Origin of the sequence: Ewingella sp. CoE-038-23 (assembly GCF_040419245.1) — a bacterium.
GTDB classification, from domain to species: domain Bacteria; phylum Pseudomonadota; class Gammaproteobacteria; order Enterobacterales; family Enterobacteriaceae; genus Ewingella; species Ewingella allii.
On record NZ_JAZHOH010000001.1, the window covers coordinates 4,365,100 to 4,390,842 of the forward strand.

Here is a 25,743-nt window from a genome sequence, read left to right on the forward strand (position 1 = left end):
ATTTTTCGACTTAAACCAATAACTAACAGGGGTTTTACTATGCATCGTCGACATTTTATTAAAGCTTTTGCTCTCTCTGCGACCGTGGTCAGCATGGGTCTGGCCTGGGGCGCGCAGGCCGCCGACACCATCAAGGTTGGGATCATGCACTCGCTCTCCGGCACCATGGCGATTTCTGAAACGCCTTTAAAAGACGTGGCGCTGATGACCATTGACGACATCAACGCCCACGGCGGCGTGCTGGGCAAAAAACTCGAGCCGGTGGTGGTTGACCCAGCGTCCAACTGGCCGCTGTTCGCCGAAAAAGCCCGTCAGTTGCTGACGCAAGACAAGGTGGCAGCGGTGTTCGGCTGCTGGACATCGGTGTCGCGTAAATCAGTGTTGCCGGTGTTCGAAGAGCTGAACGGCCTGCTGTTCTACCCGGTGCAGTACGAAGGGGAAGAGATGTCGCCAAACGTGTTCTACACCGGCGCAGCGCCAAACCAGCAGGCTATTCCGGCGGTGGAATACCTGATGAGCGAAGACGGCGGCGGTGCCAAACGCTTCTTCCTGCTGGGTACTGACTATGTTTACCCGCGCACCACCAACAAAATTCTGCGCGCCTTCCTGCACTCTAAAGGGGTGAAAGACAGCGATATTCAGGAAGTCTATACGCCGTTCGGCTACAGCGATTACCAGACTATTGTCTCCGACATTAAGAAATTCTCCGCCGGGGGCAAAACCGCGGTGATCTCCACCATCAACGGCGACTCAAACGTACCGTTCTACAAAGAGCTGGCGAATCAGGGCGTTAAAGCGACCGACGTGCCGGTTGTCGCTTTCTCCGTGGGGGAAGAAGAGCTGCGCGGTATCGACACCAAGCCGCTGGTTGGCGACCTCGCCGCGTGGAACTACTTCGAATCCGTGGATAACCCGGTGAACAAGAAATTCGTCGCCGAGTGGAAGGCTTACGCCAAGGCCCACAAGCTGCCGAACGCCGATACAGCCGTCACTAATGACCCGATGGAAGCCACCTACGTGGGTATCCATATGTGGGCGCAGGCGGTGGAAAAGGCCGGGACGACGGATGTCGATAAAGTCCGCGCCGCCATGGCCGGGCAGACCTTCGCCGCGCCGTCTGGCTTCACGCTGACCATGGATGCCACCAACCACCACCTGCACAAACCGGTGATGATTGGCGAGATTGAGTCCAACGGCCAGTTCAACGTGGTATGGCAGACCGACAAACCTATCCGCGCCCAGCCGTGGAGCCCGTATATCGCCGGTAACGACAAAAAGCCTGACACTCCGGTGAAAAGCACTAACTGATTGGATTGCTCCTTCTCCCTTCACGGGGAGAAGGCTGGGATGAGGGGTGGTTTTGGGCGCCGAGTCGCCTAAATACCCCACCCCAGCCCTCCCCTTACCAGGGGAGGGAGCAGATCGGTGCTCCACTTTACGAAGTAGCCAGAAATACACTTTGGGCAACGGGAAAACACCATGACGACCAGCTTAATGAACTTCAGGCCACTGCTTTTCCTGCTTTGTTGCCTGCCGTTTTTGGCTCAGGCCGGGGCGGCGAATGACTTTGCGGCGGCGAATCGCAGCCAGCAAGCCACTCTGTTACAGCAGTGGGCCGCCGACCCGCAGCCGGAGCGTTTGCCGCTGCTGGAAGCGCTGAAGCAGGAAAACGTGATGATCGACGACGCCAAACACGCCTTTGTGCAACAGGGCGACGCGCTGACCCCGCTAGATGGCGATGCCAAGCCGCAGGGCGACACCAAAAAGGTTTGGCTCAACAACCGCTTACGCATTTTGATTGCCAACGCGCTGTCGGCGCATCGTCTGGTCAGCACTGACAGCAATGTGCGGCTACAGGCGGCCAAATCCTTGCAGCGCGAGGCGCAGGCCGACCAGTTGCCGCTGCTGACCCATCGTCTGGCGCTGGAAAAAGACCCGGCGGTGCATGATGCCCTGAATATCGCGCTGGCGAATTTGCAGCTCGCCGATGCTAACCCGCAGGTGCGGCTGAAAGCCGTCGAGCTGCTGGGTGCCTCGGGAGATCCCGACACGCAGGGCCGCCTTCAGGCGCTGACTGACCCGAAAACCGAAGCCGACGCCGATGTGCGCAAAGCTGCGCAGGCCAGCCTGAAAGCCGTTGAGCACCGTTTGCTGATCGGCGACCTGATTGGTCAGGCGTTTACCGGCCTGTCGCTCGGCTCGATTTTGCTGCTGGCGGCGCTGGGTCTGGCGATCACCTACGGCCTGCTGGGGGTGATCAACATGGCCCATGGCGAAATGCTGATGCTCGGCTCCTACTCCACTTATATGGTTCAGTCGCTGTTCCAGCACTACGCGCCGGGCCTGCTGGCGCTCTACCCACTGGTCGCGCTGCCGGTGGCCTTCTTTATTACTGCTGGAATTGGCATGGCGCTAGAGCGCACGGTGATCCGCCATTTATACGGCCGCCCGCTGGAAACCCTGCTGGCAACCTGGGGCATCAGCCTGATTTTGATTCAGGCAGTGCGGGTGCTCTTTGGGGCGCAAAACGTCGAAGTCGCCAACCCCGGCTGGCTGTCGGGCGGTATCCAGCTGCTGCCGAATCTGGTGCTGCCGTATAACCGCATCGCGGTGATCATCTTCGTGCTGCTGGTGCTGGCCCTGACCTGGCTGCTGCTGAACAAAACCCGTCTGGGGATGAATGTGCGCGCCGTGACGCAAAACCGCGCCATGGCGGCCTGCTGCGGCGTGCCCACGGGCCGCGTAGACATGCTGGCCTTCGGCCTCGGCTCCGGCATTGCCGGGCTGGGCGGCGTGGCGCTGTCGCAGCTGAGCAACGTCGGCCCGGAGTTGGGTCAGGGCTACATCATCGACTCATTCTTAGTGGTGGTGCTCGGTGGCGTGGGCCAATTGGCAGGCACGGTGGTCGCCGCCTTTGGTCTGGGCATTGTGAACAAAATTCTTGAGCCGGAAATCGGCGCGGTTCTGGGGAAAATCCTGATCCTCGCGCTGATTATTCTGTTTATTCAAAAACGTCCGCAGGGACTCTTCGCCTTCAAAGGCAGGGTGATCGACTGATGAATCAACCGCTCACTGTTTCTGGCGTACAAAAAGCGCCGAAAGCCGCCCTGACGATTGGCGCACTGGTGTTTATTGCGCTGATTGTCATGCCTTTTCTGGCATTACTGCCAGCGACTAACCCGCTGGCGGTCTCCACCTACACGCTGACATTAGTCGGCAAGATCCTCTGTTACGCGATCGTCGCGATCGCCCTCGATCTGGTGTGGGGCTATGCCGGTTTGCTCTCCCTCGGTCACGGCCTGTTTTTCGCCCTCGGCGGCTACGCCATGGGCATGTACCTGATGCGTCAGGCGGCGGGCAGCGGCCTGCCAGACTTTATGTCATTCCTCTCGTGGAGCGAGCTGCCGTGGTTTTGGGCCGGAACCCAGCATTTTGCCTGGGCGCTGTGCTTGATTGTATTAGTGCCGGGCGCGCTGGCATTTGTCTTCGGCTACTTCGCTTTTCGCTCGAAAATCAAAGGCGTCTACTTCTCGATCATGACGCAGGCGCTGACCTACGCGGGCATGCTGCTGTTCTTTCGCAATGAAACCGGGTTTGGCGGCAACAACGGCTTCACCGGTTTCACTACCCTGCTCGGCTTTCAGGTCACGGCAACCGGCACGCGCATCGGCCTATTTTTGATGACCGTTATCGTGCTCGCCGCCAGTCTGGCACTGGGTTTCGCCCTGGCGCGCAGCAAATATGGCCGAGTGCTGACCGCCGTGCGCGACGCCGAAAATCGATTGATCTTCTGCGGCTATGACCCGAAGGGCTTCAAGCTGTTCGTCTGGACGGTTTCCGCCATGCTGTGTGGCATCGCCGGGGCGCTGTACGTGCCGCAAGTGGGCATTATCAACCCCAGCGAGATGTCGCCGACTAACTCAATCGAGGCGGCAATCTGGGTGGCCCTCGGCGGGCGCGGCACGCTGATCGGCCCTATTCTCGGCGCTGGCATCGTCAATGGCGCGAAAAGCTGGTTCACCGTCGCAATTCCCGAGTATTGGCAATTTATCCTCGGTGGCATGTTTATTCTGGTGACGCTGTTCCTGCCGCAAGGCGTGATTGGGTTGCTGCGTAAGAGAAAATCCTCATGAATTCAATGACTATGACCGAAGAGCTGTTCACGCAATCCTATCCGTCTGACCGTTTTCGCCAGCAGACCGACCCGGTTTTGCTGCTGGAAAATATCAATGTCAGTTTCGACGGCTTTAAGGCGCTGACCAACCTGTCATTGCGCATCGGCGTGGGCGAGCTGCGCTGCGTAATTGGCCCTAACGGCGCGGGGAAAACCACCCTGATGGACGTGATCACCGGCAAAACTAAGCCGCAGAGTGGCCGGGTATTTTACGACCAGACCACTGACCTTACCCAGCTTGATCCAGTGCGGATTGCGCAATCAGGCATTGGGCGGAAATTTCAGAAACCGACGGTGTTTGAAGCACTAACCGTGTTCGAGAACCTTGAGATCGCCCAGAAAACCAATAAGTCGGTGTGGGCCTGCCTGCGCGCCAAACTGAACAGCGAACAGCGCGACAGAATCGACGAAATGCTGGTGACGCTGCGCCTTGCCGGTGAGCGCCATCGGCTGGCGGGGTTGCTGTCTCACGGCCAGAAGCAGTTTCTGGAAATCGGCATGCTGCTGGTGCAGGAGCCGCACCTGCTGCTGCTCGACGAGCCCGCCGCCGGGATGACCGACGCCGAAACCGAATACACCGCCGAGCTGTTCAAGCAGCTGGCGGGCAAGCACTCGCTGATGGTGGTCGAGCACGACATGGGGTTCGTGGAGAGCATCGCCGACCACGTCACCGTGCTGCATCAGGGGCAAGTGCTGGCGGAAGGCTCATTGCAACAGGTGCAGGCCAACGAGCAGGTTATTGAAGTCTATTTGGGACGCTAAAACTGAGGAACCATTATGCTGCAAGTCAATGAACTGAATCAGTTTTACGGCGGAAGCCATATTCTACGCGGGTTAAGCTTCGAGGCGAAAATCGGCGAAGTCACCTGCCTGCTCGGCCGCAACGGCGTCGGCAAAACCACGCTGCTGAAATGTCTGATGGGGCTGGTCCCAGCCAAGTCCGGCACCATCAACTGGCAGGGAGAAACCATTAATGGCCGCAAACCCCACCAGCGGGTGCAGGCGGGCATTGCCTATGTCCCGCAGGGTCGCGATATTTTTCCGCGCCTGACGGTGGAGGAAAACCTGCTGATGGGCCTGTCGCGCTTTCCCGGTAGCCAAGCTAAGCAGGTGCCAGACCATATCTATCACCTGTTCCCGGTCCTGCTGGAGATGAAGCATCGCCGGGGAGGCGATCTGTCCGGCGGCCAGCAACAGCAGTTGGCGATTGGACGGGCGCTGGCTTGTAAACCGAGCTTGTTGATCCTCGACGAGCCTACCGAGGGTATTCAACCCTCGGTGATTAAGGAGATCGGCGCCGTTATCAAGCAGCTTGCTGCTCAGGGCGATATGGCGATCCTGCTGGTCGAGCAGTTCTACGATTTCGCTGCCGAGCTGGCTGACAGCTATCTGGTAATGTCGCGCGGCAGCATTATTAAAAGCGGGCGCGGCGATGAGATGGAAGCCGAAGGCGTGCGGGGGTTGGTGGCGATTTAATGCGAGGCTGATTCCTAAGTTGATGTTTAATTCACCAGACGATATTTAATCAATGCTAGAATATATCGATTAAATCGAACGAAACGTCTGAAAGGAGTCAACGATGAAATCTCTTAATGCAAATGAAGTTAAAACACAATTTGGTGATGTTCTGCTGCAAGTCCAGCGGGAACCATTACAGATCAACCGCAATGGCAAACCCGTTGCGGTGATGTTGTCGATGGAGGATTATCAAATGATGGATGAGATCAAGCTACGGATTCTTAAAGAAAAAATAGCTCGCGCAGAGGCAGATATTGCCCGTGGGGATGTCATGGATGGCGATGCGTTTTTTGCTCAATTGATGCAAGGAAGACAAATCTAAGATGGGTAAATACCAGATAGCCAAGGAGGCACGGGAGGATCTTATTAAGATTCAGCGCTATACACAGGAACACTGGGGAATTACACAGTCTGATAAATACCTCGCAGAGATCTTTAAGCTTTTCTCACTGGTAGCCATACATCCTGAGATAGGGCGCTCTGTGGCGTTCCGTGATGATGTTTTCCGGTTTCCTCATAAAAGTCATGTGGCTTACTTTTTGAAGAAATCGTCAGGTATTATTTTTATCTCAGTGATGCATAAGAGTCAGTTACCAGAGGATAATCCCGCGCTATCACTACATGAGCCAGAAGTGGTGTTTACATTAACCACGGTAAAGTGAGTAACACAAAAAAGCCGCGTTCAACGCGGCTTTTTGCTCAAAGCTAGGGTTAACCGTCAATCAGCGCTTTTACCTTTGCTCTGACTTCATCAAGCTCGAGCAGGCTCACGGTTCCTTTTTTGACAGCATTTCTTTTACGCCAGTCCAGACTTTTTATCTGATCTGACAACACCGCGCTCTGCCTAGTGCCAGCAATTAACACCTCGAAAGGGTAGCCTTTTATCTTGGTGGTCATCGGGCAGCACAGCAGCAACCCCACTCGATCATTATATGCAGCAGGACTCAGAACGACGGCTGGCCTATGCCCGGCCTGTTCGTGACCGGCTTGTGGGTCAAAATCCAGCCAGATAATGTCTCCGGCGTCAGGAATAAAAGGCTTCACCATGTCACAAGACCTCTCGGCCTGTAGGGGAACCGAAATCGGCCTCTTCATGCATATTGCTTTCCGTCACTCCCCCTAGAAGGGAATCGAGTGAATAGGTTTTAGCGCGAACTGGGACGATGATGATTTTGCCGTCTTCTACTGCAATCTCGACAGTATCATCGACCTTGAGAGAGGCTGCTTCCATGATAGCGACCGGTAGGCGCACAGAAGGGCTATTTCCCCATTTTTTCACAATGACCTGCGGCATAGATTTTCCTCAAGGAAGTATCAACAATGATGATACTGTGAGACAAAGCCCTCTCAGTGTCAACAATGTTTATACAGGGTAATGGATGGGAGGAGCTTCAGGGGGGATCTCAAGACACAAAAAAGCCGCGTTCAACGCGGCTTTTTTAGAAATAATCTAGGTTGGTGTTATCAACTGCGGACTTTGCGGTAGATAAACAGCACCACCAGCGCGCCGATCACGGCGACGACGAAGCTGCCGAAATTGAAACCGTCCACGCGGCCAAAGCCAAACAGTGTACTGATGTAACCACCGACGACGGCACCGACAACACCAAGAACCACGGTCAGGATGAACCCGCCACCATCTTTACCCGGCATGATCCATTTCGCCAGAATACCTGCAATCAGACCAAAGATAATCCAGGATAAAATTCCCATTTTTTGACTCCTCCAAATAAATTTCCGTACCGTGAATATTGTTGAGCCAATGCGGCTAAACAAGTGCGAAGGAGGTTGCTCCTCGCATGATCGCCTGCTGAAATTCCACCAGAGACGGCTTTTTCTTGCACTGCACTTATAGCGTAGCAGAAAACCAGAAACTCGCCCAAAATCAGCAGGAAGGGTAATAAAACGTCAGTTTGTGCTCGGTTTTTAAACCGGTGTCAACGTCCGAACCCGCATTGTCAACCTCTCGCAGCCGGCTGTAAATTCGCGTAAAATCTTCAACTAATTTTTTGAATGACATTCTCAAATCAATCCGTTTTTCATCTGCATGCCACAGGTCTATTATTCACTCATCGAAAGGCAACCACCTTTCTATCTAATAACCTGAATGGAATATACATCATGAAAAACGTCAAAATTTTTGCTGTAGCTGCAACCCTTTCTCTGATTTCTTTCGGTAGTTTTGCTGCTCAGCAGGTGAGTCAGCCGATGGACGGTCAACAAAAACTGGGCGTGATTTCTGCCTCTGGCCCAACCACTATTGGTGGTCTGGAAAGCAAACTGGCAGCTCAGGCAAGTGATGCTGGTGCCTCTTCTTACCGCATCATCTCCGTGACCGGTAATAACCGCCTGCACGCCGACGCTGAAATCTACAAATAAGCTTTCGCCAGTCAGTTAATACCCTCAGAAATCAAGAAGCCTGTGGAAAGCGTCTTAGCGGCGCATTCCACAGGCTTTTGTCATGATTATCAGACACTCTCCTGATCTCACTTTAAGACTTTCTTTACGCTTCCCATTGCATCCCTCAAGGCCGGTTACTATTCTGGACTGTCATTTTTTCAGCAAAGGGAACCGCCATGAAAACACGCCTCACCGCAGCACCGACGGCCGATGATGTCGACGAAATAAAAACGGCCCTCCGCACTTTCAATCTCAATTTTATTCACCGGCCTAAACTCCGTGAGCTGGGTATTTTTGTCGAAGATGAACACGGCAAAAAACAGGCCGGTATTGTGGCGGAAACCGTCGGGAAGTGGATGTACATCCAGATGCTGTGGGTGGATGAGTCCCTGCGCGGAAAAGATGTCGGCACGCAGCTTATCAGCGAAGCCGAAGAAGAAGCCAAAGCCCGCGGCTGCCTGTACTCACTGGTGGATACCTTTAGTTTCCAGGCGCGCCCGTTCTACGAGCGTATGGGTTACAGCGTGCAGATGACGCTGGAAGATTACATTGAAGACGCGCGGGCGCCGCAGGGGGAATCCACCACGCATACCCGCTATTTCCTGAGCAAAAAGCTCACCACAGCATAGAGACAACGCCGTGACCCTGACCGAATCTTTGGTTTCTTACGCCTTTGCCGCCGGTATTCTGACCCTAACGCCGGGTCTGGATACTGCTTTAGTGTTACGCACCGCCGCCAGCGAGGGCAGCAAGAAAGCCGTGCTGGCCGCGCTGGGCATTAGCACGGGTTGTCTGGTTTGGGGTGCGGCAGTTGCGCTGGGTTTAGGGGCGCTGCTGGCGGCGTCAGAGTTGGCATTCAATCTGCTGAAATGGATTGGCGCAGCCTATCTGTGCTGGCTTGGGGTGCAAATGCTGCTAAAACCGCGTGAAAGCATGTCGTTTAGCGCACAGGACAAAGCCAAGAAAAATCCACTTTTCGGCAGTTGGTTTATCAAAGGTTTGTTCGGCAACGTGCTTAATCCCAAGGTCGGGGTATTTTACGTGTCGTTTCTGCCGCAATTTGTTGCTACCGGTTATTCGGTTCCGCCATACATTTTCGGCCTGGCGGCCATGCACGCGGTGATTGGCACCCTGTGGTCATTGACCATGATCGCCGCCACCCGACCACTCTCTCGCTGGCTGCAACGCCCGAGCGTGGTGAAAACCTTAGATCGCCTGACCGGCACAGTATTTATCGCTTTTGCAGTTCGTCTCGCGACGACAAAACGTTAACAAAGGAAAGAGTTATGAAAACGCGCATGACCGACACGCCTACTGAGGCTGACATCACTGACATTATCGATGGCCTGCGCGGCTACAATAAAGGCTTTATCCCCGAGCAATCATTCCGGGATTTAGCGATTTTTATCGAAGATGATCAGGGCAAGAAGCAGGCTGGCATTATTGCGGAAACAGTGGGTAACTGGCTAAAAATCATTTACTTATGGGTTGATGAGTCTCTGCGTGGTCAGGACATCGGCACCAAACTGTTGCAGGATGTCCAGCAAGAAGCGCTACAGCGCGGCTGCCGCTACGCCATGGTCGATACCTTTAGTTTTCAGGCGCGCCCGTTCTACGAGCGCCACGGCTTCCATATGCAAATGGCGTTGGAAGATTACATCAAGGATATCCGTGCGCCTGATGAAGCTCCTTCAACCCACACCCGTTTTTATTTAACCAAACGTCTGGGCTGATGGCTGCGCGCGGCGGGGTTCTTCCCTGTCGCGCCACCTATCTTTTCCCATTGTCGCATTTTACTTGGCCGACAGCGCCAGCCACTCTTTGACCGCCGGACGCTGCCACTGGGCATCGGCATAGGCCGCCAGCTTCTCGGGAACGGCATCGCCATTCAGATGTAACCGATTGATCATCAAAGCCAAATCCACGTCAGCAATACACCACTCGCCAAACATATTCTCACGCTCACCGAGCAAACGCTCCGCCGCGCTAAACAGCTTTTCCGCCGCCATTTGGCCACTTTCGCTCAAAGGGGGGAATTTCTTACCGGCGAACACCACTTCGGTGGAACGCTCTTGGCGAATCGGCATTAAATCACTGCGCAGCCAAGCCTGAACTTCGCGCGCTTTGGCACGATTTTCCGGGTCTGCGGGATAGATTGCCGGGAAGGTCGGCGCGGGGAACAGCTCTTCCACATACTCATCAATCGCCGAGGACTCCGACAGCACGAAAGTACCATTGGTCAGCGTCGGGACGCGGCGCGTCAGCGAAACCGCCGAATAGTAATCATGCAGATTTTCATCCACTGCCAAATCGATGGTTTCTATCTCAAAAGGGATGCCTTTTTCGGTCAAGGCGACAAAAGCGGACATCACGTAGGGGCTGAAAAACTGTGCATCAGAATATAACTTCAGCGCGGACTGGCTCATCGACTCTCCTGAGAATGCGGAAAAATATTAATAATTAAAAACATAGCGCAAAACGTCGGGGGTGTCGCAGGTTCTTTCAGCGTCTGAATGTTACAAGTTTATGTCATACGCATATTTAATCTTTCTCATCCTCGATTCATCTCCCTATACTGCAAAATCGGCCGTGAGGTAAGACGTGACTCTTTCAGGAAAACCCATGAAAAAACGGACATTTGTGCTGGCAATACTGCTTCCCCTGTTGGTGAGCGCCGCTCAGGCAGCCCCTTCACCCGGCTCGTCTCCGCAGGCGATCAAAGCGCGGTTTAATCAGTTTCAGATTGGCGACAAGACCATTTGTTTGGATGAGTTTACTTATCCCAACAACCAGAAAATGAAGTCATTCGAAAGCGGCTATGTGATCGCCAAACAGAAAGATGTGCTGACTTATGAAATAGTTAGCATGTTTCTACTGGGTAACGACGTGACCGCGACGGTCAAGGCCGTGGTGGAAAGCCGCCTAAAGCCAAAAGGCATGAGCACCGAGTTTAAGCAGGCCTATATTGACGTAAACGGAATGGACAAGCCCGAGCAGGCTGCGGCGAAAAGCAACCTTATTCAAGAGTTTCAGAAGATGATCAGCGTGAAGCAGGATGATCTGCCTTACGGCGCCATCGTGATAAACGAGCAGGGTTATGTCATTACTACCGTTGAGAAAAATGGTACTAACGTCAGCGAATGCTTTGTCACGCCGGTGAAAAAAGCGGAAAAGGAATAAACCTAATGACCCAGTTATGTGCAATGAGTGCAGACTATTTCTCACAATTTCATCAGCAGCTGGCGGAAGATTACGCCAGAGAGAACGTCAAATCGGGGCGCTGGCTGGAGCACAATGCGCTGGCGCGTGCTCAGGGAGTCATGGAGGAATTGCTGCCGCAGGGCGTCGCCACGCCAGATAACTATCTGTTTGTAATCAAAACTGATCAAGGTGAAACGGCTGGCTGTATTTGGTTAGCCGACGTCGAGCGCCAGGGCGATCGCAGCGCGTTTATTTATGAAGTATCTGTTTACCCGGCGTTTCGCCGTCAGGGCCATGCTCGCGCCGCTTTTCTTCAGTTAGAAGAGAAAGTGCGCGAGCTGGGTTTGAAGTCCATCGGCCTGAACGTGTTCTATCACAACAGCGGCGCACAGGCGTTGTATGCCGGTCTGGGCTATGCGCCAACCAATCTGACCATGGTAAAAAACCTAGCGGATTAATAACCTCCCCTCAGCGCTGATATTTGATGAATTCAGTCTGCGTGCCAATCCGGTCATACAGTTTGCGCGCGGTATGGTTGGAGGTTTTGGTAGTCCAGTAGACGTTGGCTTTGTCGTTCTGATCGGCATAGTCATAAACCGCTTCAATCAGTTTCTGACCAATGCCGAGCTTGCGCGCGCTGTCATCCACGAATAAATCCTGCAAATAGACCACCTGCTGCATGTGCCAGCCGTGATCGTGGTTGATGCAATTGACCAAGCCCACCAACTTGCCCTGATACTCCGCCACATAGCCAAACATGTCGGGATAATCGCTCTGCGACAGACGCTGGAAGGTGTAATCAAACTGCGCCGGATCAAGCTCTGACTGGTAGAAGTCGAGATAGTCGCGCCACAGCGCTTCCCACCCTTGGCGGTCAGCAGGGGTCAAAGTACGAATTTTCACCTCATTTGATTGGCTCATTGCGTTCTCTCTGTTAAAAATAAGTGGATGCTTTCGCTTAAATTAATCGTCTATTGCAAGGATTTCCAGCCATGTTGCCGCGCCTTAGCCTCAAAGATGTGACCTTTTCCGCCATCCTCGCCGGTTTTGTGGCGGTACTCGTCGGCTACACCAGTTCGGCGGCCATTATCTTCCAGGCGGCGGAAGCGTCGGGTGCCAGCCCCTTGCAGATTGGTGGCTGGCTGACCATGCTGGGTCTCGGCATGGGGCTGACCTCCATCGGCCTCTCTTTGTGGTATCGCACGCCAATCGTCACAGCGTGGTCGACGCCGGGCGCGGCGCTGCTGGTCACCAGCCTGCCGGGCACCTCGATGAATGATGCCATTGGGGTGTTTATTTTTGCCAGCGGCCTGATGCTGTTATGCGGCGTGACAGGCCTTTTTGCCAGACTGATGCACTACATTCCGCAGGCGCTGTCCGCCGCGATGCTGGCCGGAATATTGCTGCGTTTCGGCCTGAACGCTTTCACGTCGCTGCAAAGCAATTTTGCGTTGGCAGGGACGATGTGTCTGGTCTATCTGCTGGCTCGCCGTGCTCTCCCGCGCTACGCCATCGTGCTGACACTGGCCGCCGGGCTGATTGTGGCGGGATTGCAGGGAGACATTAGCCTGCACGGGCAAAGCCTGAGCTTCGCCGTGCCGGAATTCGTCACCCCGCACTTCTCGCTCTCGGCGCTACTGGGCATCGGCATTCCGTTTTTTGTGGTCACTATGGCGTCGCAAAACGCGCCGGGCATCGCCACGCTTAAGGCTCACGGCTATCAGGTGCCGGTTTCTCCGCTGATTTCATGGACGGCGCTGACCGCCCTGCTGCTCGCGCCTTTTGGCGGCTTCACCTTCTGCATTGCCGCCATCACCGCCGCGATTTGCATGGGAGAAGATATCCACCCTGATGCCAAAAAACGCTATATGGCCGCCGTGGCTGCCGGGGTGTTTTACCTGCTGGCCGGGCTGTTCGGCGGCTCTATCGGCCTGCTGTTCACCGCGCTGCCCACGCCGCTCATCCACACCATCGCCGGATTGGCGCTATTGGGGACCATTGCGGGCAGTTTGCAGCGCGCACTGGCGGAAGAGTCTCACCGCGACGCGGCAATCATTACTTTCCTGATCACCGCCTCTGGCGTCACGCTGCTGGGCGTCGGTTCGGCATTCTGGGGGCTGGTTGGCGGGGTGATAGCCCACTGGGCGCTGACTTTCGGCAAGCAAAAGGCGCTGTAAATGTTGAGGGCCTTCAAGTTCTGGGTAACAGGATTTAGTAACACGCCTTAAGGTGATGGCGATCACATTTCTGACGCCATAAACCCTCTTTACTGGCAGCATTCCTGCTGTAAAACGCAGCGGCAAAGCACCTAATAAAGAGCAAAACTATGATGAAGATTGACACCCAATCCTGCGTGGTCACCGGCAAAAAAGATGTCTCCGTGGTCGAGCAGCAGATCGATTATCAGGGCCAGGGCACGCTGGTAAAAGTCACTCGCGGCGGCATCTGCGGTTCTGACCTGCATTACTACGAGCATGGTCAGGTTGGTGATTTCAAAGTGCGAGAAGCCATGGTTTTGGGCCATGAAGTGGTTGGCGTGGTGGAAAAATCAGACACCGCTCGCCTTAAACCCGGCCAAAAAGTGGCGTTGAACCCCAGCAAGCCCTGTAAATCCTGTAAATACTGCCTTTCTGGTGATGAAAACCAGTGTACTACCATGAAATTCTTCGGCAGCGCCATGTATTTCCCGCACATCAACGGGGCTTTCACCCAATATAAAATTGTCGACAGCGAGCAGTGTATCGCCTTCGATAATCAGGTTAGCGATCGCCTGATGGTGTTTGCCGAGCCGCTGGCCGTGGCTATCCACGCCGTTAATCAGGCTGGTGATATCAAGGGTAAAACGGTGTTTGTCTCAGGCGTTGGGCCAATTGGCAGCCTGATTGTCGCTGCCGCCAAAGCCAAAGGCGCGAAGGAGATTGTTTGCGCCGATCTGAGTGAACGCTGCCTGAGCCTGGCACAAGAAATGGGTGCCAATATTGCACTTGATGCCGCAAAAGGCGACTTCGCGCCCTATCAGGCGGAAAAAGGCTATTTTGACGTCTCTTTCGATGCCTCAGGCCATCCGTCGTCTATCCGCCGCTGTCTGGAGTTAACCCGCGCGCGAGGCACGCTGGTGCAGGTGGGTATGGGTGGTGCGGTGAATGACTTCCCGCTGATGATGTTGATTGCTAAGGAAATTAACTGGGTCGGCAGCTTCCGCTTCACGGAAGAGTTCAAAACGGCGGTTGAGTGGCTGGCAAATAAAACGGTTGACCCGATGCCGCTGCTGTCTGCGGAGTTCCCACAAGGAGATTTGGTGGAAGCGCTGGAATTCGCGATGGATAAATCCAAAGCCTCTAAGGTGCAGCTGGTGTTCTAATGGATGTTCCGGCGAGTTAGGCCTTTAATCGTCAAAAAAGGGGAGAGCCAAAACTCTCCCCTCCATTTATTATTTACGCTTGAAGAAGCCGCAGAACATGTCAGCTACAGATTTGATTGTTGATTCAACAATATTACCCACTTCAACGCCGAAAGTATTAGTACCCGTCGGCTTGGTGGTGCCGTTAATCAGAGAGCCGATTTGATCTAAACCGTTATCCAGCAGAGCGCCCACATCACTTAACAGACCGGCGCCAGACACTTCGTTCAACTCATGCTTTTCTAATGTACGCATTTTTACATCTCCATTTAGATTGATATTGGTAAATCGCAGAACAACCTTGTTCTGCCGAATCACTTTAATACTCAAGTCAGGGGGAAAACCAATAAACTCTATTTAAACAATGCATTACAGGATTAATCGCGAGACATAATTAGAATTGTCCTTAACTAAAACCCGCCGAATTATCCTCATCGCAGTTCGTCCCTTTCCGCCAGCATGATGTCCGTTTTTGGCATGTCCTTCCCATCTTTTCAGGCGCACACTGGTTTCACACCCATGAGATGGAGTCCTAAAATGACCCGCAGCGCTTTATTAAATATCGACGTTCAACGCTCCTTCGAGCACCGCCCTTTCTGGCAAGAAGAGGATTTACCCGCATTCCAACAGGCGTTGAACCGACTGATCGACGGCTGCCAAACGCGCGGCGTGCCGGTTATTGATGTCTTCCACGTCAATCCTGAAGGCGTGTTCTCGCTGGAGTCCGGGCTGGTTACGCCGATGCCCTTCCTGCGACATACGCCAACCAAAGTCTTCCACAAGCACGTGCACAACGCGTTGCTGGAGTCCGGTCTACACGAATGGCTGCAAGAACAGGGTATTACTCACCTGATTATTGCCGGAGCGCGCACCGAGCAGTGCTGCGAAACCACCACCCGCGTGGCGTCTGACATCGGTTATGCCGTGACTTATGTCACTGAGGCGACGCTGACCTTCCCGATGACCCACGCCAGCGGGGAAACCTTCTCCACGGATGCCATTAAACGTCGCACCGAGCTGGTTCTGGCGGACCGATTTGCCACCATCACCGACGTCGACGGCGCGCTGGCGGAGCTTGACCAAGCTGTGTGAAGATGGGATTTCGCAGCCGTGAGTTAGCCAAGAGGTTTCACCATGCAAGACGTTTACTTTGTCACGCTCCCGGGCGTGATGGCGCTGGATTTAGTCGGCCCCGGCGAGGCTTTGCGCCTGACCGGGCAGTTTCGTCTGCATTACATCAGCCCGCTCACCGAAGCAGAAACCTCCACCGGGCTGAAAGTGGGCAGCCTGCAGCCCTTACCGACCTCCTTCGCCAGTGGAAGTATCATTGTTATTCCGGGCGTTGAGCATTCGGCGGAAAACTTCGCCACGCCCGCCGCAGTGCAAGTGCGCGACTGGCTCAAACAGCAAAAAGCGGCGATTGAACAGGGAGAGGTGACGCTGGTGTGTATCTGCTCCGGCAGCCTGTTGGCGGGTCAAGCGGGATTGCTCGACGGCTACCAGTGCACCACTCACCACGACGTGATCGCGCGTCTAAAGCAACAAGTGCCCAGCGCGCAGGTGAAAGACAATCGCATTTTTGTCGAAGACCGTTTTGTGCTGACCAGCGCGGGCATCACGGCGGGGATAGATCTGACGCTGCACATCATTTCCAGCCGGCTAGGCGCGCAGGCCGCGCTGGACGTGGCCCGCGAGATGGTGGTCTATTTTCGCCGCGCCGGGGATGACCCGCAGCTTTCGCCGTGGCTGAGATATCGCAATCACATTCACCCCGCCGTGCATCGCGCGCAAAACCTGATGTCAGCCACGCCAGAAGCGCCGTGGCAGCTGGAGGAGATTGCCGCGAAGGCCCATGTCAGCGGGCGGCATCTGACGCGCCTGTTCCGCCAGCACCTGGGGATCAGCGTGCGCGACTACCATGAGCAGTTGCGTATCGCCGTCGCCCAGCAGCGGCTGCAACAGGGTTTTGGGGTTGAAAAAGCCGCCCTCGCCGCCGGATTTACCTCCGGCAGGCAGTTACGGCGGGCACAGGAGAGATGGCCGAGTGGGCACTAACTGACCCATTTTCGGCGGTCGATTTTCGCCAGCAGCACTGCCAACCCAAGGCCTCCCAGCAGGCCGCACAGGAACAGGAAGGCGATATTGACCAACGGCCACTGCGGAAAGCCAATGTGCGCACCGCGCAGGCCGATGATGATCAGCGCGTGAAAGCCGTAGATCGCCAGTGAATGGCGCGAGATGATTCCTAGCCCGGGCAGCACTCGCGAATCCAGCGCGTTCTTGCCGATAACGAAAAGCGAAATCGCCGAGATAAACACCAGCGGGCCGGTGTAAACATAGTAGGTGTCGGCGAAATTCTGGTTGATCAGCGACTGGTGGAATGTCCCCCAAGCCACGCCCAGCGTGCTGAGGATAAACAGCCCGCAGGCCACGGGCGTGACGCCGCTTTTCTGCGTATTCATCATGCCCATCGCCCGCCCCATCAGCGCATAGAGCACGTAATAGAAGGTGTTGCCGCCGATATACAGGTTGAGTGGCAAAATCGCCACTCGGTCAATGCGCAGCGCCGGAAGCTGTGGGTTAGCCAGCACGCCAAGCAGCAGCCCGGCCACCAGCAGATACTTACCCGACACCTGTTTGACGTTGATCAGTGGGGAGAGCAGGTAAATCACCACAATGGCGTAGAAGAACCAGAGGTGGTAAAACACCGGCTTTTGCAGAATAAGACGTAAAGAAGGCCAAAAACCAACATTTGTAAAACTTAAGATGTAAATCAGCGACACCGCGCTATAGAACAACAGGCATAAACCGATACGCAGGAAATGGCGTTTCTCCGCACTTTTTTCGCCGAAAAACAGATAGCCCGAAATCATGAAAAACAGCGGCACGCAGACGCGCGAGGTGGAATTGAGCAGATTAGCGAGGGTCCAATCAAGAGTATGGATGGCGGCGAAATTCACTACCTGCGCCGTGCTGGCGTGGATCATCACCACCATCATGCAGGCCACCGCTCGCAAATTGTCTATCCAGCTGATTTTCTGATTCATTAAACTCTTTATTCCTACAAAGACCTTCACTTTCTACCTTTATTAGCAGGTTAATGAGCTTTAACTGGGCTAACAAGCTAAAAGTGACATTCTCAGAAAGTGCTAAACACAAAAAGAGGATTGCGCTTAGTTCAAAAAATCGGCAAAATAGCCGCCATTACTGCCCCGCCTGCGTTACCCGCCCGGACAGTCCCTATTTTCTTGCTAGTTTCCCATGATCTAGCCTTACGTCGTGAAATAACAACATGCATAACTCTCCAAATACCGCGTCCCTTTTGGATCGGCGGGCGCTTCTGTTCCCGCTTTGTCTGGTGCTTTTTGAATTCGCCACTTATATCGGCAACGATATGATCCAACCCGGCATGCTGGCCGTGGTGGCGAATTTTAACGCTGGCGAAGAGTGGGTTCCAACCTCGATGACCGCCTATTTAGCTGGCGGCATGTTCCTGCAATGGCTGCTCGGGCCGCTGTCGGATCGCCGTGGGCGTCGGCCGGTGATGCTGGCCGGGGTCGGTTTCTTCATCGTAACCTGTCTGGCGATTTTGTTCGCCCAAAGCATCGAGCAATTTATGGTGATGCGCTTTTTGCAGGGGATTAGCCTGTGCTTTATCGGCGCGGTGGGGTATGCAGCGATTCAGGAATCTTTCGAAGAGTCGGTGTGCATTAAAATCACCGCCATGATGGCTAACGTCGCGCTGATAGCGCCGCTACTCGGGCCGCTGGCCGGAGCCGCGCTGGTGCAGTTCGCGCCTTGGGAAACCATGTTCGTGCTGTTCGCCCTGCTGGCCGCCATTGCCTTCTGGGGCCTGTGGAAATCAATGCCGGAAACCGCATCGCGCCTGGGCGAAAGCTTCTCCATGAAGAGCCTGTGGAAAGACTATAAAGAGGTGCTGAAAAACCGTCAGTTCCTGTGCGGCGCGCTCGCCATTGGCTTTGCCAGCCTGCCGCTGCTGGCGTGGATTGCCCAATCTCCGGTGATTCTGATCAGCGGCGAAGGCCTGCCACCGTTTGAGTACGGCCTGTTGCAGGTGCCGATTTTCGGCGCGCTCATCATCGGTAATATCACGCTGGCGAAGCTGACCGGCAAACGCAGCGTCGAGCAGTTAATCAAGCTGGGTGCCGGACCCATGGTAGTCGGACTGATTATTGCCGCGGCGGCCACCCTGCTGTCGGGCCACGCCTACTTCTGGATGACCGCAGGGCTGAGCCTCTACGCTTTCGGCATTGGGGTGGCTAACGCCGGCTTATATCGCTTAACGCTGTTCTCCAGCACCATGAGCAAAGGCACGGTATCCGCCGCGATGGGGATGATCAGCATGGCGGTGTTTACGCTGGGCATTGAGCTGGCGAAAGTGGCTTACGTCGAGGGGGGAAGTGGTTTATTTAACCTTTTCAACCTGATAAGCGGACTGTGCTGGTTAGCCTTAGTGGCCGTGTTTATCCGCCGCCGTCAGGTGTTCGTCGCACCGAATAGCGTGGTGTAGCAGAAAAAGGTCCGCAATAGCGGACCTTCTTTTATGCTTAAAACAGCCCCATCGGCTTGTCGGAATAACTGACCAGCAGGCACTTGGTCTGCTGATAGTGGTCCAACATCATCTTGTGGGTTTCGCGCCCGATACCGGACTGTTTATAGCCGCCGAAGGCCGCATGGGCCGGATAGGCATGGTAACAGTTGGTCCAAACGCGCCCCGCCTGCAAGTTCCGCCCCATGTGGTAGGCCACGCTGCCGTCGCGGCTCCACACCCCAGCTCCCAGCCCGTAAGCCGTATCGTTGGCAATCTCCAGCGCCTCGTCCATGTCTTTAAAGGTAGTGACCGCTAGCACCGGCCCGAAGATCTCCTCCTGGAACACGCGCATGTTGTTTTTACCCAGCAAGATGGTCGGTTGCAGGTAATAACCCTCATTGAGCGAGCCTTCCAGTTTCTTGCGTGCACCGCCGGTCAGCACCTGAGCGCCCTCTTTCTTGCCGATTTCGATATAGTCCAGAATGGTTTTCATCTGGCCCGCCGACACCTGCGCGCCCATCTGGGTATCCGCGTCCAGCGGGTTGCCGGTGCGAATAGCCTCCACGCGCTTGATCGCCCTTTCCATAAAGCGTTCGTAAATTGACTCTTGCACCAAGGCGCGGCTCGGGCAGGTACAGACCTCGCCCTGGTTAAAGGCAAACAGGGTGAAGCCCTCCAGCGCCTTGTCGAAGAAGCTGTCTTCTTTGTCCATTACGTCCGCAAAGAAGATGTTCGGCGACTTGCCGCCCAGCTCCAGCGTGGCGGGGATCAGGTTTTGCGCGGCGTATCCGGCAATCTGCTGGCCCACTTCGGTGGAGCCGGTAAAGGCCACTTTGGCGATGCGTTTAGACGTCGCCAGATATTCGCCAATCTCGCCCCCCGCGCCGTTAACCACGTTGATGACTCCAGCGGGCAGAATGTCTTTCAGCAGATCCATCAGCAGCAGCACGGAAAGCGGGGTCAGCTTGGCAGGTTTCATCACAATGCAGTTACCCGCCGCCAGCGCCGGTGCCATCTTCCAGCAGGCCATCAGCAGGGGAAAGTTCCACGGAATGATCTGTGCCACCACGCCCAGCGGTTCGTGGAAATGGTAAGCCACGGTTTCGCTGTCGATTTCACTGATGCCCCCTTCCTGCGCACGGACGCAAGAGGCGAAATAGCGGAAATGGTCAATAGCCAACGGCACATCGGCCCCCGAGGTTTCGCGGATCGGCTTACCGTTATCCCAGGTTTCGGCATTCGCCAGCAGCTCGAGATTTTGCTCCATACGGTCAGCGACTTTGAGCAGCAGATTGGCGCGCTCCTGCACTGAGGTCTTGCCCCATGCGGCTTTGGCGGCGTGGGCGGCGTCCAGCGCCAGTTCAATATCATCTTTGCTGGAGCTGGCCACTTCGCACAGCGCCTCGCCGGTAATTGGCGTCAGGTTGGAATAGTATTCGCCCTTCACCGGCGCGACCCACTCGCCGCCGATAAAGTTGTCATAACGTTTTTTCAGTTTCAGCGGGAAACCATACTCTTCGGGTTTTACGGCGTGCGGGGTCTTGTCATAAGCCATGGTGAATCTCCTTTATGCTGCCTTGAGCGAGAGTAAAACGCAGAATGCTGTATAAAGCGTAGGCAGTGAGGAGATGGAGGGCGGGATGTAAAGGGAACTCTTCGAGCGGCCTCACAACTTTTCAGCCGGAGGCGCACGAGATGCTCAAAGGGGGATGAATCTGCAAGAAGAGGCTGGATTAAGGCGGCGCAGTGCGGGAAAAGCTTTCGCGCTGGAACAGGCGCTCTACCAGCGAAACCAGCTTCGGGCGCTCGACGCACCAGCCGGGCGCCACGCGGCGATAGTTGATATATCCCAGTGCGCAGGCGACGGCGATATCCGCCACGTTCAGGCTTTCGCCATTCAACAACGTGCAGTTTTTGGCATGCTGCTCAAGGGTGTCGAGGCCGCGCAGCACCTTGGCGCGCTGTTTCACCACCCACTCTTCATTACGTTTGTCAGCATCGCGCTTGCTCTCTAACACCAGCGCCACGGCGGCGTCGGTCACGCCATCGGCCAGCGCCTCAATCTGTTTAACCCGCAATGCCTCCAGCGGCTGCCAGGGCAGCAGCGTAGGGGAAGCATTCTGCAACTCGATAAACTGCACGATGATCGGCGAATCGTAAAACACCTCGCCCTCGTCAGTGACCAGCGCGGGCACTTTGCCCAGCGGGTTATAGTCGGTGATTTTGCTGCCCGGCTCGCTCGGCGGGTCATTCACAAACTCAAAAGGAATGCCCTTCTCCAGCAGCATGACTGAGATTTTACGCACGTATGGACTGGTGTAGCTGCCGACTAGCTTCATCATATTCTCCCGCGTTAAGACCTATTTTAAAGCTAGCAGCCAAGCCCCGCTTTACCAAACTACGCCGCGCAAAGCGCCATTTTTAAGAATTGCCCTTCACGCGTCCTACACCAAAAATGCCTTTCTGCCGCGTCAGCCTCGGTTTTGCGCAATCAGGCTTTCCCCTCTGAGAAGCGAAGCGTTAAAATATTGTTTAAATTTCGTAGTGTTTAAAAGGTTATTTCGATGGATGTTCTGCGCCAGAACCCTTCTGACGAAAAAGGCGATCAGACCCTGACGGCGATTGTCGGGGCGACCCGCAAGCCGGTGATGCAGCGCGGGCATCTGGATGCGCCAGAAGATGACTGGATCGCCGAAGAAGTGCCGGTCGCACTGGTCTACAACGGCATCTCTCACGTGGTGATGATGGCGTCGCCAAAAGATCTCGACGCCTTCGCGCTCGGATTTTCTTTATCAGAAGGCATTATCGAATCCGTCTCTGACATGTACGGTATGGATGTGTCATCCAACTGCAATGGCATCGAAGTTAACATCGAGTTATCAACCCGACGTTTTAGCGGTTTAAAAGAGCGCCGCCGCGCGATGGCCGGACGCACCGGCTGCGGCGTGTGTGGCATTGAGCAACTCGGCGATCTGTTCCGCCCGCTCAAGCCGCTGCCCTTTACTCAAACCTTTGATTTAGCCCTGTTAGATCAGGCGCTGAGCCAGTTGAAATCGGTGCAAACCATCGGCCAGCTCACCGGCTGCACTCACGCCGGCGCATGGATTAGCCCTCAGGGCGAACTGCTCGGCGGCTGTGAAGACGTCGGTCGCCACGTCGCGCTGGATAAAATCCTCGGCGTGCGGGCCAAGAAAGCCGACTGGCAGCAGGGCGCGGCGCTGGTATCGAGCCGCGCCAGCTATGAAATGGTGCAGAAAGCCGCAATGTGCGGCGTCGAAATTCTGTTTGCCGTCTCCGCCGCCACGCAACTGGCGGTGGATGTCGCCGAACGCTGTAACCTGACGCTGGTCGGCTTCAGCAAGCCGGGGCGGGCGACGGTCTATACTCATCCACAGAGGTTGAGGGGCTGAGCCCGCGTCGGATTGCTCTCAATTCAGCGTTAGATTGTTTATTACCAGCTTATTTGTACTTGCTCTAAGGGCGGCCGAAAGCCCCGCCTGACGGGCCTGAGACAATACCCGCACAAAGTGCGGAGCATAGATAATCATTTTCAATATCATTTAATTAACTATAATGATCCTACTGATTACGCGGTGCTCACAATGACGGTGCCGCCCTACACTATGGAGACGATGAACATGAGTTATTCACTGCCATCACTGCCTTACGCATACGACGCACTCGAACCGCATTTCGACAAACAGACGATGGAAATCCATCACACTAAACACCACCAGACCTACGTTAACAACGCTAACGCTGCGCTGGAAAGCTTGCCAGAACTGGCAAAACTGTCTGTTGAAGAACTGATTGCCAACCTGGACAAAGTGCCAGCTGACAAGAAAGTTGCTCTGCGCAACAACGCAGGTGGCCACGCTAACCACAGCCTGTTCTGGAAAGGCCTGAAAACCGGTACCACCCTGCAGGGCGACCTGAAAGCGGCAATCGAACGTGACTTCGGCAGCGTTGACGCTTTCAAAGAAACCTTCGAGAAAGCAGCAACTACTCGTTTCGGCTCAGGCTGGGCGTGGCTGGTGCTGAAAACCGACGGCAAACTGGCGGTAGTTTCTACTGCTAACCAAGACAGCCCGCTGATGGGTGAAGCAATCTCTGGCGCATCTGGCTACCCTCTGCTGGGTCTGGACGTTTGGGAACACGCTTACTACCTGAAATATCAGAACAAACGCCCTGACTACATCAAAGCATTCTGGGATGTTGTGAACTGGGACGAAGCGGCAAAACGTCTGGCTGAAGCGAAGTAATTTCGCGCCCCTTGGGGTTCAGCAACGCACATTAGGCGGGGGCTTCCCCGCCTTTTTTACGCCCATTTTTCGCCCCCTTATTGCAGCCTTTTCTCTCAATTTTCAGACCTTGCTCGCACTTCTTAAATATCCTGCCTCACCCCCCTAAAGTTTGGCTTAAGTCATTCCGATAGACCCTTCACAAAGGCATCTCTTTTTAAGCATGGACGTTGGGGGAAAATACTGATGGGAATGGGTTTAGTACAACGCATCGATAATCTAAAAGTCGGCACCAAACTCGGGCTGGGCCTGGGGTTTATTTTGCTGATTGCCGTGGTGATATCCGCCGTGGGGATGATGAAGTTCAAAAGCATCGACCAGCGGGCCGATAAGGTCGATTTCAGCAATCAAATTAATACCTTATTGCACGACGCACGTCTTAATCGCACCTTATACCAATTCAATTACGACCCCGTTTATCTGGAGAAAAACCAGCAACTTATCGGCCAAGTTGAGCAGTTACTACAAGAGTCCAAAGGCAAGATGAGCTGGGAGCCGAAGAATCAAGCCAATTTAGATCAGGTGCCAGTAAAAATTAGTGAATACAAACAGGCGCAGGCGGCTTTCAAACACGCGGTGGATGAAAAAGACGCGGTGCGCAAGAGCTGGAACTTGTCGGACACTGAGGACATCCTCAAACGCTTGCAAGAACAGCTGCGGGTAGAAGATGTAGATCCGTCGATTCGCATGTCGCTTTCTGAAGTGATTCAGAAGCTGATCAGCATCCGCTATTACGTCCGCGGGCTGCTGCTCAGCCCAACTCAGGCGTCAGAAGTGCCATTATTGCAGGCGATTGACGATACCAAGGCCAATGCCACCAAGCTCAACGCCCTGCTGTTGCCAAACCAGCAAGAGACGCTGGCGCCGCTGATGAACGCGCTGGCGAGCTATAAATCACACGTCGTGGCTTACCTGCCTGCCGTCGAGCGCGAGAAGGCGGCCTCGCAAATCTTGGCGGTAAAAGCTAATGATATGAACGCATTAGTGGCTGATATCTTCAAAAACGAGCTGGAGAGCACCCACGCCGACATCAACAAAGCGCTGATGCTGATGGGTATTATTACGCTGGCGGTGCTGGTTATCGGCACCCTGTTCTCGTGGCACATCACCCGCCAGTTAACCCATCCGCTGCGCGCCACGCTGGCCACCGCCGAGCTGATTGCCAAGGGGGATCTCACGGCGGCGCAGCCTACCGCCCGCCGCGACGAGCTGGGCATGTTAATGAACGCCGTGGCCGGAATGAGCCAGAACCTGCGCAATATGATTTATGAAATTCGCACGGGGGTCGGTCAGGTGTCCCACGCGGCGGCGGAAATTGCCGCGGGGAATACTGATTTATCCTCGCGCACCGAGCAGCAGGCGGCGGCAGTGGAAGAGACCGCCGCCAGCATGGAGCAGCTCAGCTCGACAGTGAAACAAAACGCCGAGAACGCCCACCATGCCAGCAAACTGGCCTCTGACGCCTCGCAAACCGCCACCCTCGGCGGCAAGCAGGTCGGCGACGTGGTGCTCACCATGCAACAGATCTCCAGCAGCTCCAAGCGCATCGCCGAGATAACCTCCGTTATCAACGGTATCGCCTTCCAGACCAACATTCTGGCGCTGAACGCGGCGGTGGAAGCTGCCCGCGCCGGTGAGCAAGGACGCGGCTTCTCGGTGGTGGCTTCTGAAGTTCGCACGCTGGCCCAGCGCAGCGCGCAGGCCGCCAAAGAGATTGAAGGGTTGATTGCCGAGTCGGTCGAGCGAGTGAATACCGGGGCCAAGCTGGTCGAAAGTACCGGGCGCACCATGCAGGATATCGTGCAGTCGGTGACCAACGTGCGCGACATTATGGGCGAGATTGCCTCCGCGTCTGACGAGCAGAGCCGGGGCATCACGCAGATTTCCCAAGCCATTGTCGAGATGGACAGCACCACCCAGCAGAACGCCGCGCTGGTTGAGCAGTCTGCCGCCGCCGCCGACTCTCTCGAAGAGCAGTCACGCCTGCTGACCGAAGCCGTGTCGGTGTTCCGCCTGTCGGACAGTGACAGCAAGAGTGCGTCAGTCACTCCGCGCGCGCCGCAGTTGCAGTCTCCGCTGCTGCCGCGCCCGGCGGGTGTCAGTCAGGATAATTGGGAAACTTTCTAAGCCTGTCGCCCTCCCCGTGAAATGCGCCCCATCGGGCGCATTTTTTTCGCCTGTTTAGCCGGGCAATTGC

General features: G+C 55.1%; 30 protein-coding genes. 21 read left to right on the plus strand and 9 right to left on the minus strand.

Annotated features, from left to right (window positions below; all coding sequences use genetic code 11):
* The first annotated feature begins 39 nt into the window (after positions 1-39).
* From urtA to V2154_RS20965, 7 genes are all read left to right on the plus strand, one after another.
* On the plus strand, positions 40-1,308 hold the full coding sequence (gene urtA, locus V2154_RS20935; RefSeq protein WP_353503711.1) for an urea ABC transporter substrate-binding protein: 1,269 nt from the start codon (positions 40-42) through the stop codon (positions 1,306-1,308).
* A 171-nt stretch (positions 1,309-1,479) separates the two neighbouring features.
* A complete protein-coding gene (urtB, locus tag V2154_RS20940; protein ID WP_353503712.1) occupies positions 1,480-3,057 on the plus strand; it encodes an urea ABC transporter permease subunit UrtB in 1,578 nt (525 codons plus the stop codon).
* A complete protein-coding gene (gene urtC / locus V2154_RS20945) occupies positions 3,057-4,133 on the plus strand; it encodes an urea ABC transporter permease subunit UrtC (RefSeq protein ID WP_353503713.1) in 1,077 nt (358 codons plus the stop codon). Before urtB ends, urtC begins: the two co-directional genes overlap by 1 nt.
* A gap of 5 nt (positions 4,134-4,138) precedes the next feature.
* Positions 4,139-4,936, plus strand: coding sequence for an urea ABC transporter ATP-binding protein UrtD (urtD, locus tag V2154_RS20950; RefSeq protein WP_423784202.1), 798 nt, complete (start codon positions 4,139-4,141; stop codon positions 4,934-4,936).
* A gap of 15 nt (positions 4,937-4,951) precedes the next feature.
* Positions 4,952-5,650, plus strand: a complete 699-nt coding sequence (gene urtE / locus V2154_RS20955; RefSeq protein WP_353503714.1) for an urea ABC transporter ATP-binding subunit UrtE — start codon at positions 4,952-4,954, stop codon at positions 5,648-5,650.
* 103 nt (positions 5,651-5,753) lie between these two features.
* Positions 5,754-6,014 carry a type II toxin-antitoxin system Phd/YefM family antitoxin gene (locus V2154_RS20960; RefSeq protein ID WP_100936506.1) on the plus strand — a complete coding sequence of 87 codons (261 nt, stop codon included), beginning with the start codon at positions 5,754-5,756 and terminating at the stop codon, positions 6,012-6,014.
* A gap of 1 nt (position 6,015) precedes the next feature.
* Complete coding sequence (locus V2154_RS20965) at positions 6,016-6,354, plus strand: type II toxin-antitoxin system RelE/ParE family toxin (RefSeq protein WP_353503715.1); 339 nt, start codon at positions 6,016-6,018, stop codon at positions 6,352-6,354.
* Positions 6,355-6,403: 49 nt separating this feature from the next.
* On the opposite strand, the gene mazF is transcribed toward V2154_RS20965, so the two are convergent.
* The 3 genes from mazF to V2154_RS20980 all read right to left on the minus strand — a co-directional run bounded on the left by mazF (position 6,404) and on the right by V2154_RS20980 (position 7,405).
* Positions 6,404-6,739 (minus strand): endoribonuclease MazF, encoded by a 336-nt coding sequence (gene mazF / locus V2154_RS20970; protein ID WP_353503716.1) that lies wholly within the window; start codon positions 6,737-6,739, stop codon positions 6,404-6,406.
* Position 6,740: 1 nt separating this feature from the next.
* The gene (locus V2154_RS20975; protein WP_034794194.1) at positions 6,741-6,986 is read right to left on the minus strand and encodes an AbrB/MazE/SpoVT family DNA-binding domain-containing protein; all 246 of its coding nucleotides are present in this window, start codon (positions 6,984-6,986) and stop codon (positions 6,741-6,743) included.
* A gap of 170 nt (positions 6,987-7,156) precedes the next feature.
* Positions 7,157-7,405 carry a GlsB/YeaQ/YmgE family stress response membrane protein gene (locus tag V2154_RS20980; protein ID WP_185688980.1) on the minus strand — a complete coding sequence of 83 codons (249 nt, stop codon included), beginning with the start codon at positions 7,403-7,405 and terminating at the stop codon, positions 7,157-7,159.
* Between the two features lie 408 nt (positions 7,406-7,813).
* Here V2154_RS20980 and bhsA point away from each other — a divergent pair, with 408 nt between their 5' ends.
* The 4 genes from bhsA to V2154_RS21000 all read left to right on the plus strand — a co-directional run bounded on the left by bhsA (position 7,814) and on the right by V2154_RS21000 (position 9,825).
* On the plus strand, positions 7,814-8,071 hold the full coding sequence (bhsA, locus tag V2154_RS20985) for a multiple stress resistance protein BhsA (RefSeq protein ID WP_353503717.1): 258 nt from the start codon (positions 7,814-7,816) through the stop codon (positions 8,069-8,071).
* A 197-nt stretch (positions 8,072-8,268) separates the two neighbouring features.
* Positions 8,269-8,721 (plus strand): GNAT family N-acetyltransferase, encoded by a 453-nt coding sequence (locus tag V2154_RS20990; protein ID WP_353503718.1) that lies wholly within the window; start codon positions 8,269-8,271, stop codon positions 8,719-8,721.
* A 10-nt stretch (positions 8,722-8,731) separates the two neighbouring features.
* Complete coding sequence (locus V2154_RS20995) at positions 8,732-9,364, plus strand: LysE family translocator (RefSeq protein ID WP_353503719.1); 633 nt, start codon at positions 8,732-8,734, stop codon at positions 9,362-9,364.
* A 14-nt stretch (positions 9,365-9,378) separates the two neighbouring features.
* Complete coding sequence (locus V2154_RS21000) at positions 9,379-9,825, plus strand: GNAT family N-acetyltransferase (RefSeq protein ID WP_353503720.1); 447 nt, start codon at positions 9,379-9,381, stop codon at positions 9,823-9,825.
* Between the two features lie 60 nt (positions 9,826-9,885).
* Here the strand turns inward: V2154_RS21000 and yfcF are convergent, their stop codons facing one another.
* Positions 9,886-10,518, minus strand: a complete 633-nt coding sequence (gene yfcF / locus V2154_RS21005; RefSeq protein WP_353503721.1) for a glutathione transferase — start codon at positions 10,516-10,518, stop codon at positions 9,886-9,888.
* A 196-nt stretch (positions 10,519-10,714) separates the two neighbouring features.
* On the opposite strand from yfcF, the gene V2154_RS21010 reads away from it, so the two are divergent.
* Positions 10,715-11,272 carry a hypothetical protein gene (locus V2154_RS21010; RefSeq protein ID WP_353503722.1) on the plus strand — a complete coding sequence of 186 codons (558 nt, stop codon included), beginning with the start codon at positions 10,715-10,717 and terminating at the stop codon, positions 11,270-11,272.
* 5 nt (positions 11,273-11,277) lie between these two features.
* Positions 11,278-11,751, plus strand: a complete 474-nt coding sequence (locus tag V2154_RS21015; protein WP_353503723.1) for a GNAT family N-acetyltransferase — start codon at positions 11,278-11,280, stop codon at positions 11,749-11,751.
* A 10-nt stretch (positions 11,752-11,761) separates the two neighbouring features.
* Here the strand turns inward: V2154_RS21015 and V2154_RS21020 are convergent, their stop codons facing one another.
* Positions 11,762-12,214 (minus strand): GNAT family N-acetyltransferase, encoded by a 453-nt coding sequence (locus V2154_RS21020; RefSeq protein ID WP_353503724.1) that lies wholly within the window; start codon positions 12,212-12,214, stop codon positions 11,762-11,764.
* A gap of 71 nt (positions 12,215-12,285) precedes the next feature.
* Here V2154_RS21020 and V2154_RS21025 point away from each other — a divergent pair, with 71 nt between their 5' ends.
* Both V2154_RS21025 and idnD read left to right on the plus strand, forming a co-directional pair.
* Positions 12,286-13,470 carry a benzoate/H(+) symporter BenE family transporter gene (locus tag V2154_RS21025; RefSeq protein WP_353503725.1) on the plus strand — a complete coding sequence of 395 codons (1,185 nt, stop codon included), beginning with the start codon at positions 12,286-12,288 and terminating at the stop codon, positions 13,468-13,470.
* Positions 13,471-13,622: 152 nt separating this feature from the next.
* Positions 13,623-14,654, plus strand: a complete 1,032-nt coding sequence (idnD, locus tag V2154_RS21030; protein ID WP_353504045.1) for an L-idonate 5-dehydrogenase — start codon at positions 13,623-13,625, stop codon at positions 14,652-14,654.
* 69 nt (positions 14,655-14,723) lie between these two features.
* On the opposite strand, the gene V2154_RS21035 is transcribed toward idnD, so the two are convergent.
* Positions 14,724-14,948 (minus strand): hypothetical protein, encoded by a 225-nt coding sequence (locus tag V2154_RS21035; protein ID WP_353503726.1) that lies wholly within the window; start codon positions 14,946-14,948, stop codon positions 14,724-14,726.
* Between the two features lie 282 nt (positions 14,949-15,230).
* On the opposite strand from V2154_RS21035, the gene V2154_RS21040 reads away from it, so the two are divergent.
* Both V2154_RS21040 and V2154_RS21045 read left to right on the plus strand, forming a co-directional pair.
* Entirely contained in the window at positions 15,231-15,785 is a 555-nt protein-coding gene (locus V2154_RS21040; protein WP_353503727.1) for a cysteine hydrolase family protein, read from the plus strand.
* Positions 15,786-15,827: 42 nt separating this feature from the next.
* Positions 15,828-16,748: a GlxA family transcriptional regulator gene (locus V2154_RS21045; RefSeq protein ID WP_353503728.1), complete on the plus strand. Its 921-nt coding sequence runs from the start codon at positions 15,828-15,830 to the stop codon at positions 16,746-16,748.
* Here V2154_RS21045 and V2154_RS21050 read toward each other — a convergent pair.
* A complete protein-coding gene (locus V2154_RS21050) occupies positions 16,745-17,740 on the minus strand; it encodes an acyltransferase (protein ID WP_353503729.1) in 996 nt (331 codons plus the stop codon). The two genes, V2154_RS21045 and V2154_RS21050, sit on opposite strands and share 4 nt — an antisense overlap.
* Positions 17,741-17,985: 245 nt before the next feature.
* On the opposite strand from V2154_RS21050, the gene V2154_RS21055 reads away from it, so the two are divergent.
* The gene (locus V2154_RS21055) at positions 17,986-19,224 is read left to right on the plus strand and encodes an MFS transporter (RefSeq protein WP_353503730.1); all 1,239 of its coding nucleotides are present in this window, start codon (positions 17,986-17,988) and stop codon (positions 19,222-19,224) included.
* A 37-nt stretch (positions 19,225-19,261) separates the two neighbouring features.
* On the opposite strand, the gene exaC is transcribed toward V2154_RS21055, so the two are convergent.
* Complete coding sequence (gene exaC, locus V2154_RS21060; protein WP_353503731.1) at positions 19,262-20,800, minus strand: acetaldehyde dehydrogenase ExaC; 1,539 nt, start codon at positions 20,798-20,800, stop codon at positions 19,262-19,264.
* Between the two features lie 178 nt (positions 20,801-20,978).
* On the minus strand, positions 20,979-21,584 hold the full coding sequence (locus V2154_RS21065) for a glutathione S-transferase (RefSeq protein ID WP_353504046.1): 606 nt from the start codon (positions 21,582-21,584) through the stop codon (positions 20,979-20,981).
* Between the two features lie 225 nt (positions 21,585-21,809).
* Between V2154_RS21065 and fdhD the strand changes: the two genes are divergently transcribed.
* The 3 genes from fdhD to V2154_RS21080 all read left to right on the plus strand — a co-directional run bounded on the left by fdhD (position 21,810) and on the right by V2154_RS21080 (position 25,673).
* Positions 21,810-22,655, plus strand: a complete 846-nt coding sequence (gene fdhD, locus V2154_RS21070) for a formate dehydrogenase accessory sulfurtransferase FdhD (protein WP_353503732.1) — start codon at positions 21,810-21,812, stop codon at positions 22,653-22,655.
* Positions 22,656-22,883: 228 nt separating this feature from the next.
* The gene (gene sodA, locus V2154_RS21075) at positions 22,884-23,507 is read left to right on the plus strand and encodes a superoxide dismutase [Mn] (RefSeq protein WP_034794232.1); all 624 of its coding nucleotides are present in this window, start codon (positions 22,884-22,886) and stop codon (positions 23,505-23,507) included.
* A 225-nt stretch (positions 23,508-23,732) separates the two neighbouring features.
* The gene (locus tag V2154_RS21080; RefSeq protein WP_353503733.1) at positions 23,733-25,673 is read left to right on the plus strand and encodes a methyl-accepting chemotaxis protein; all 1,941 of its coding nucleotides are present in this window, start codon (positions 23,733-23,735) and stop codon (positions 25,671-25,673) included.
* Positions 25,674-25,743 lie beyond the last annotated feature (70 nt).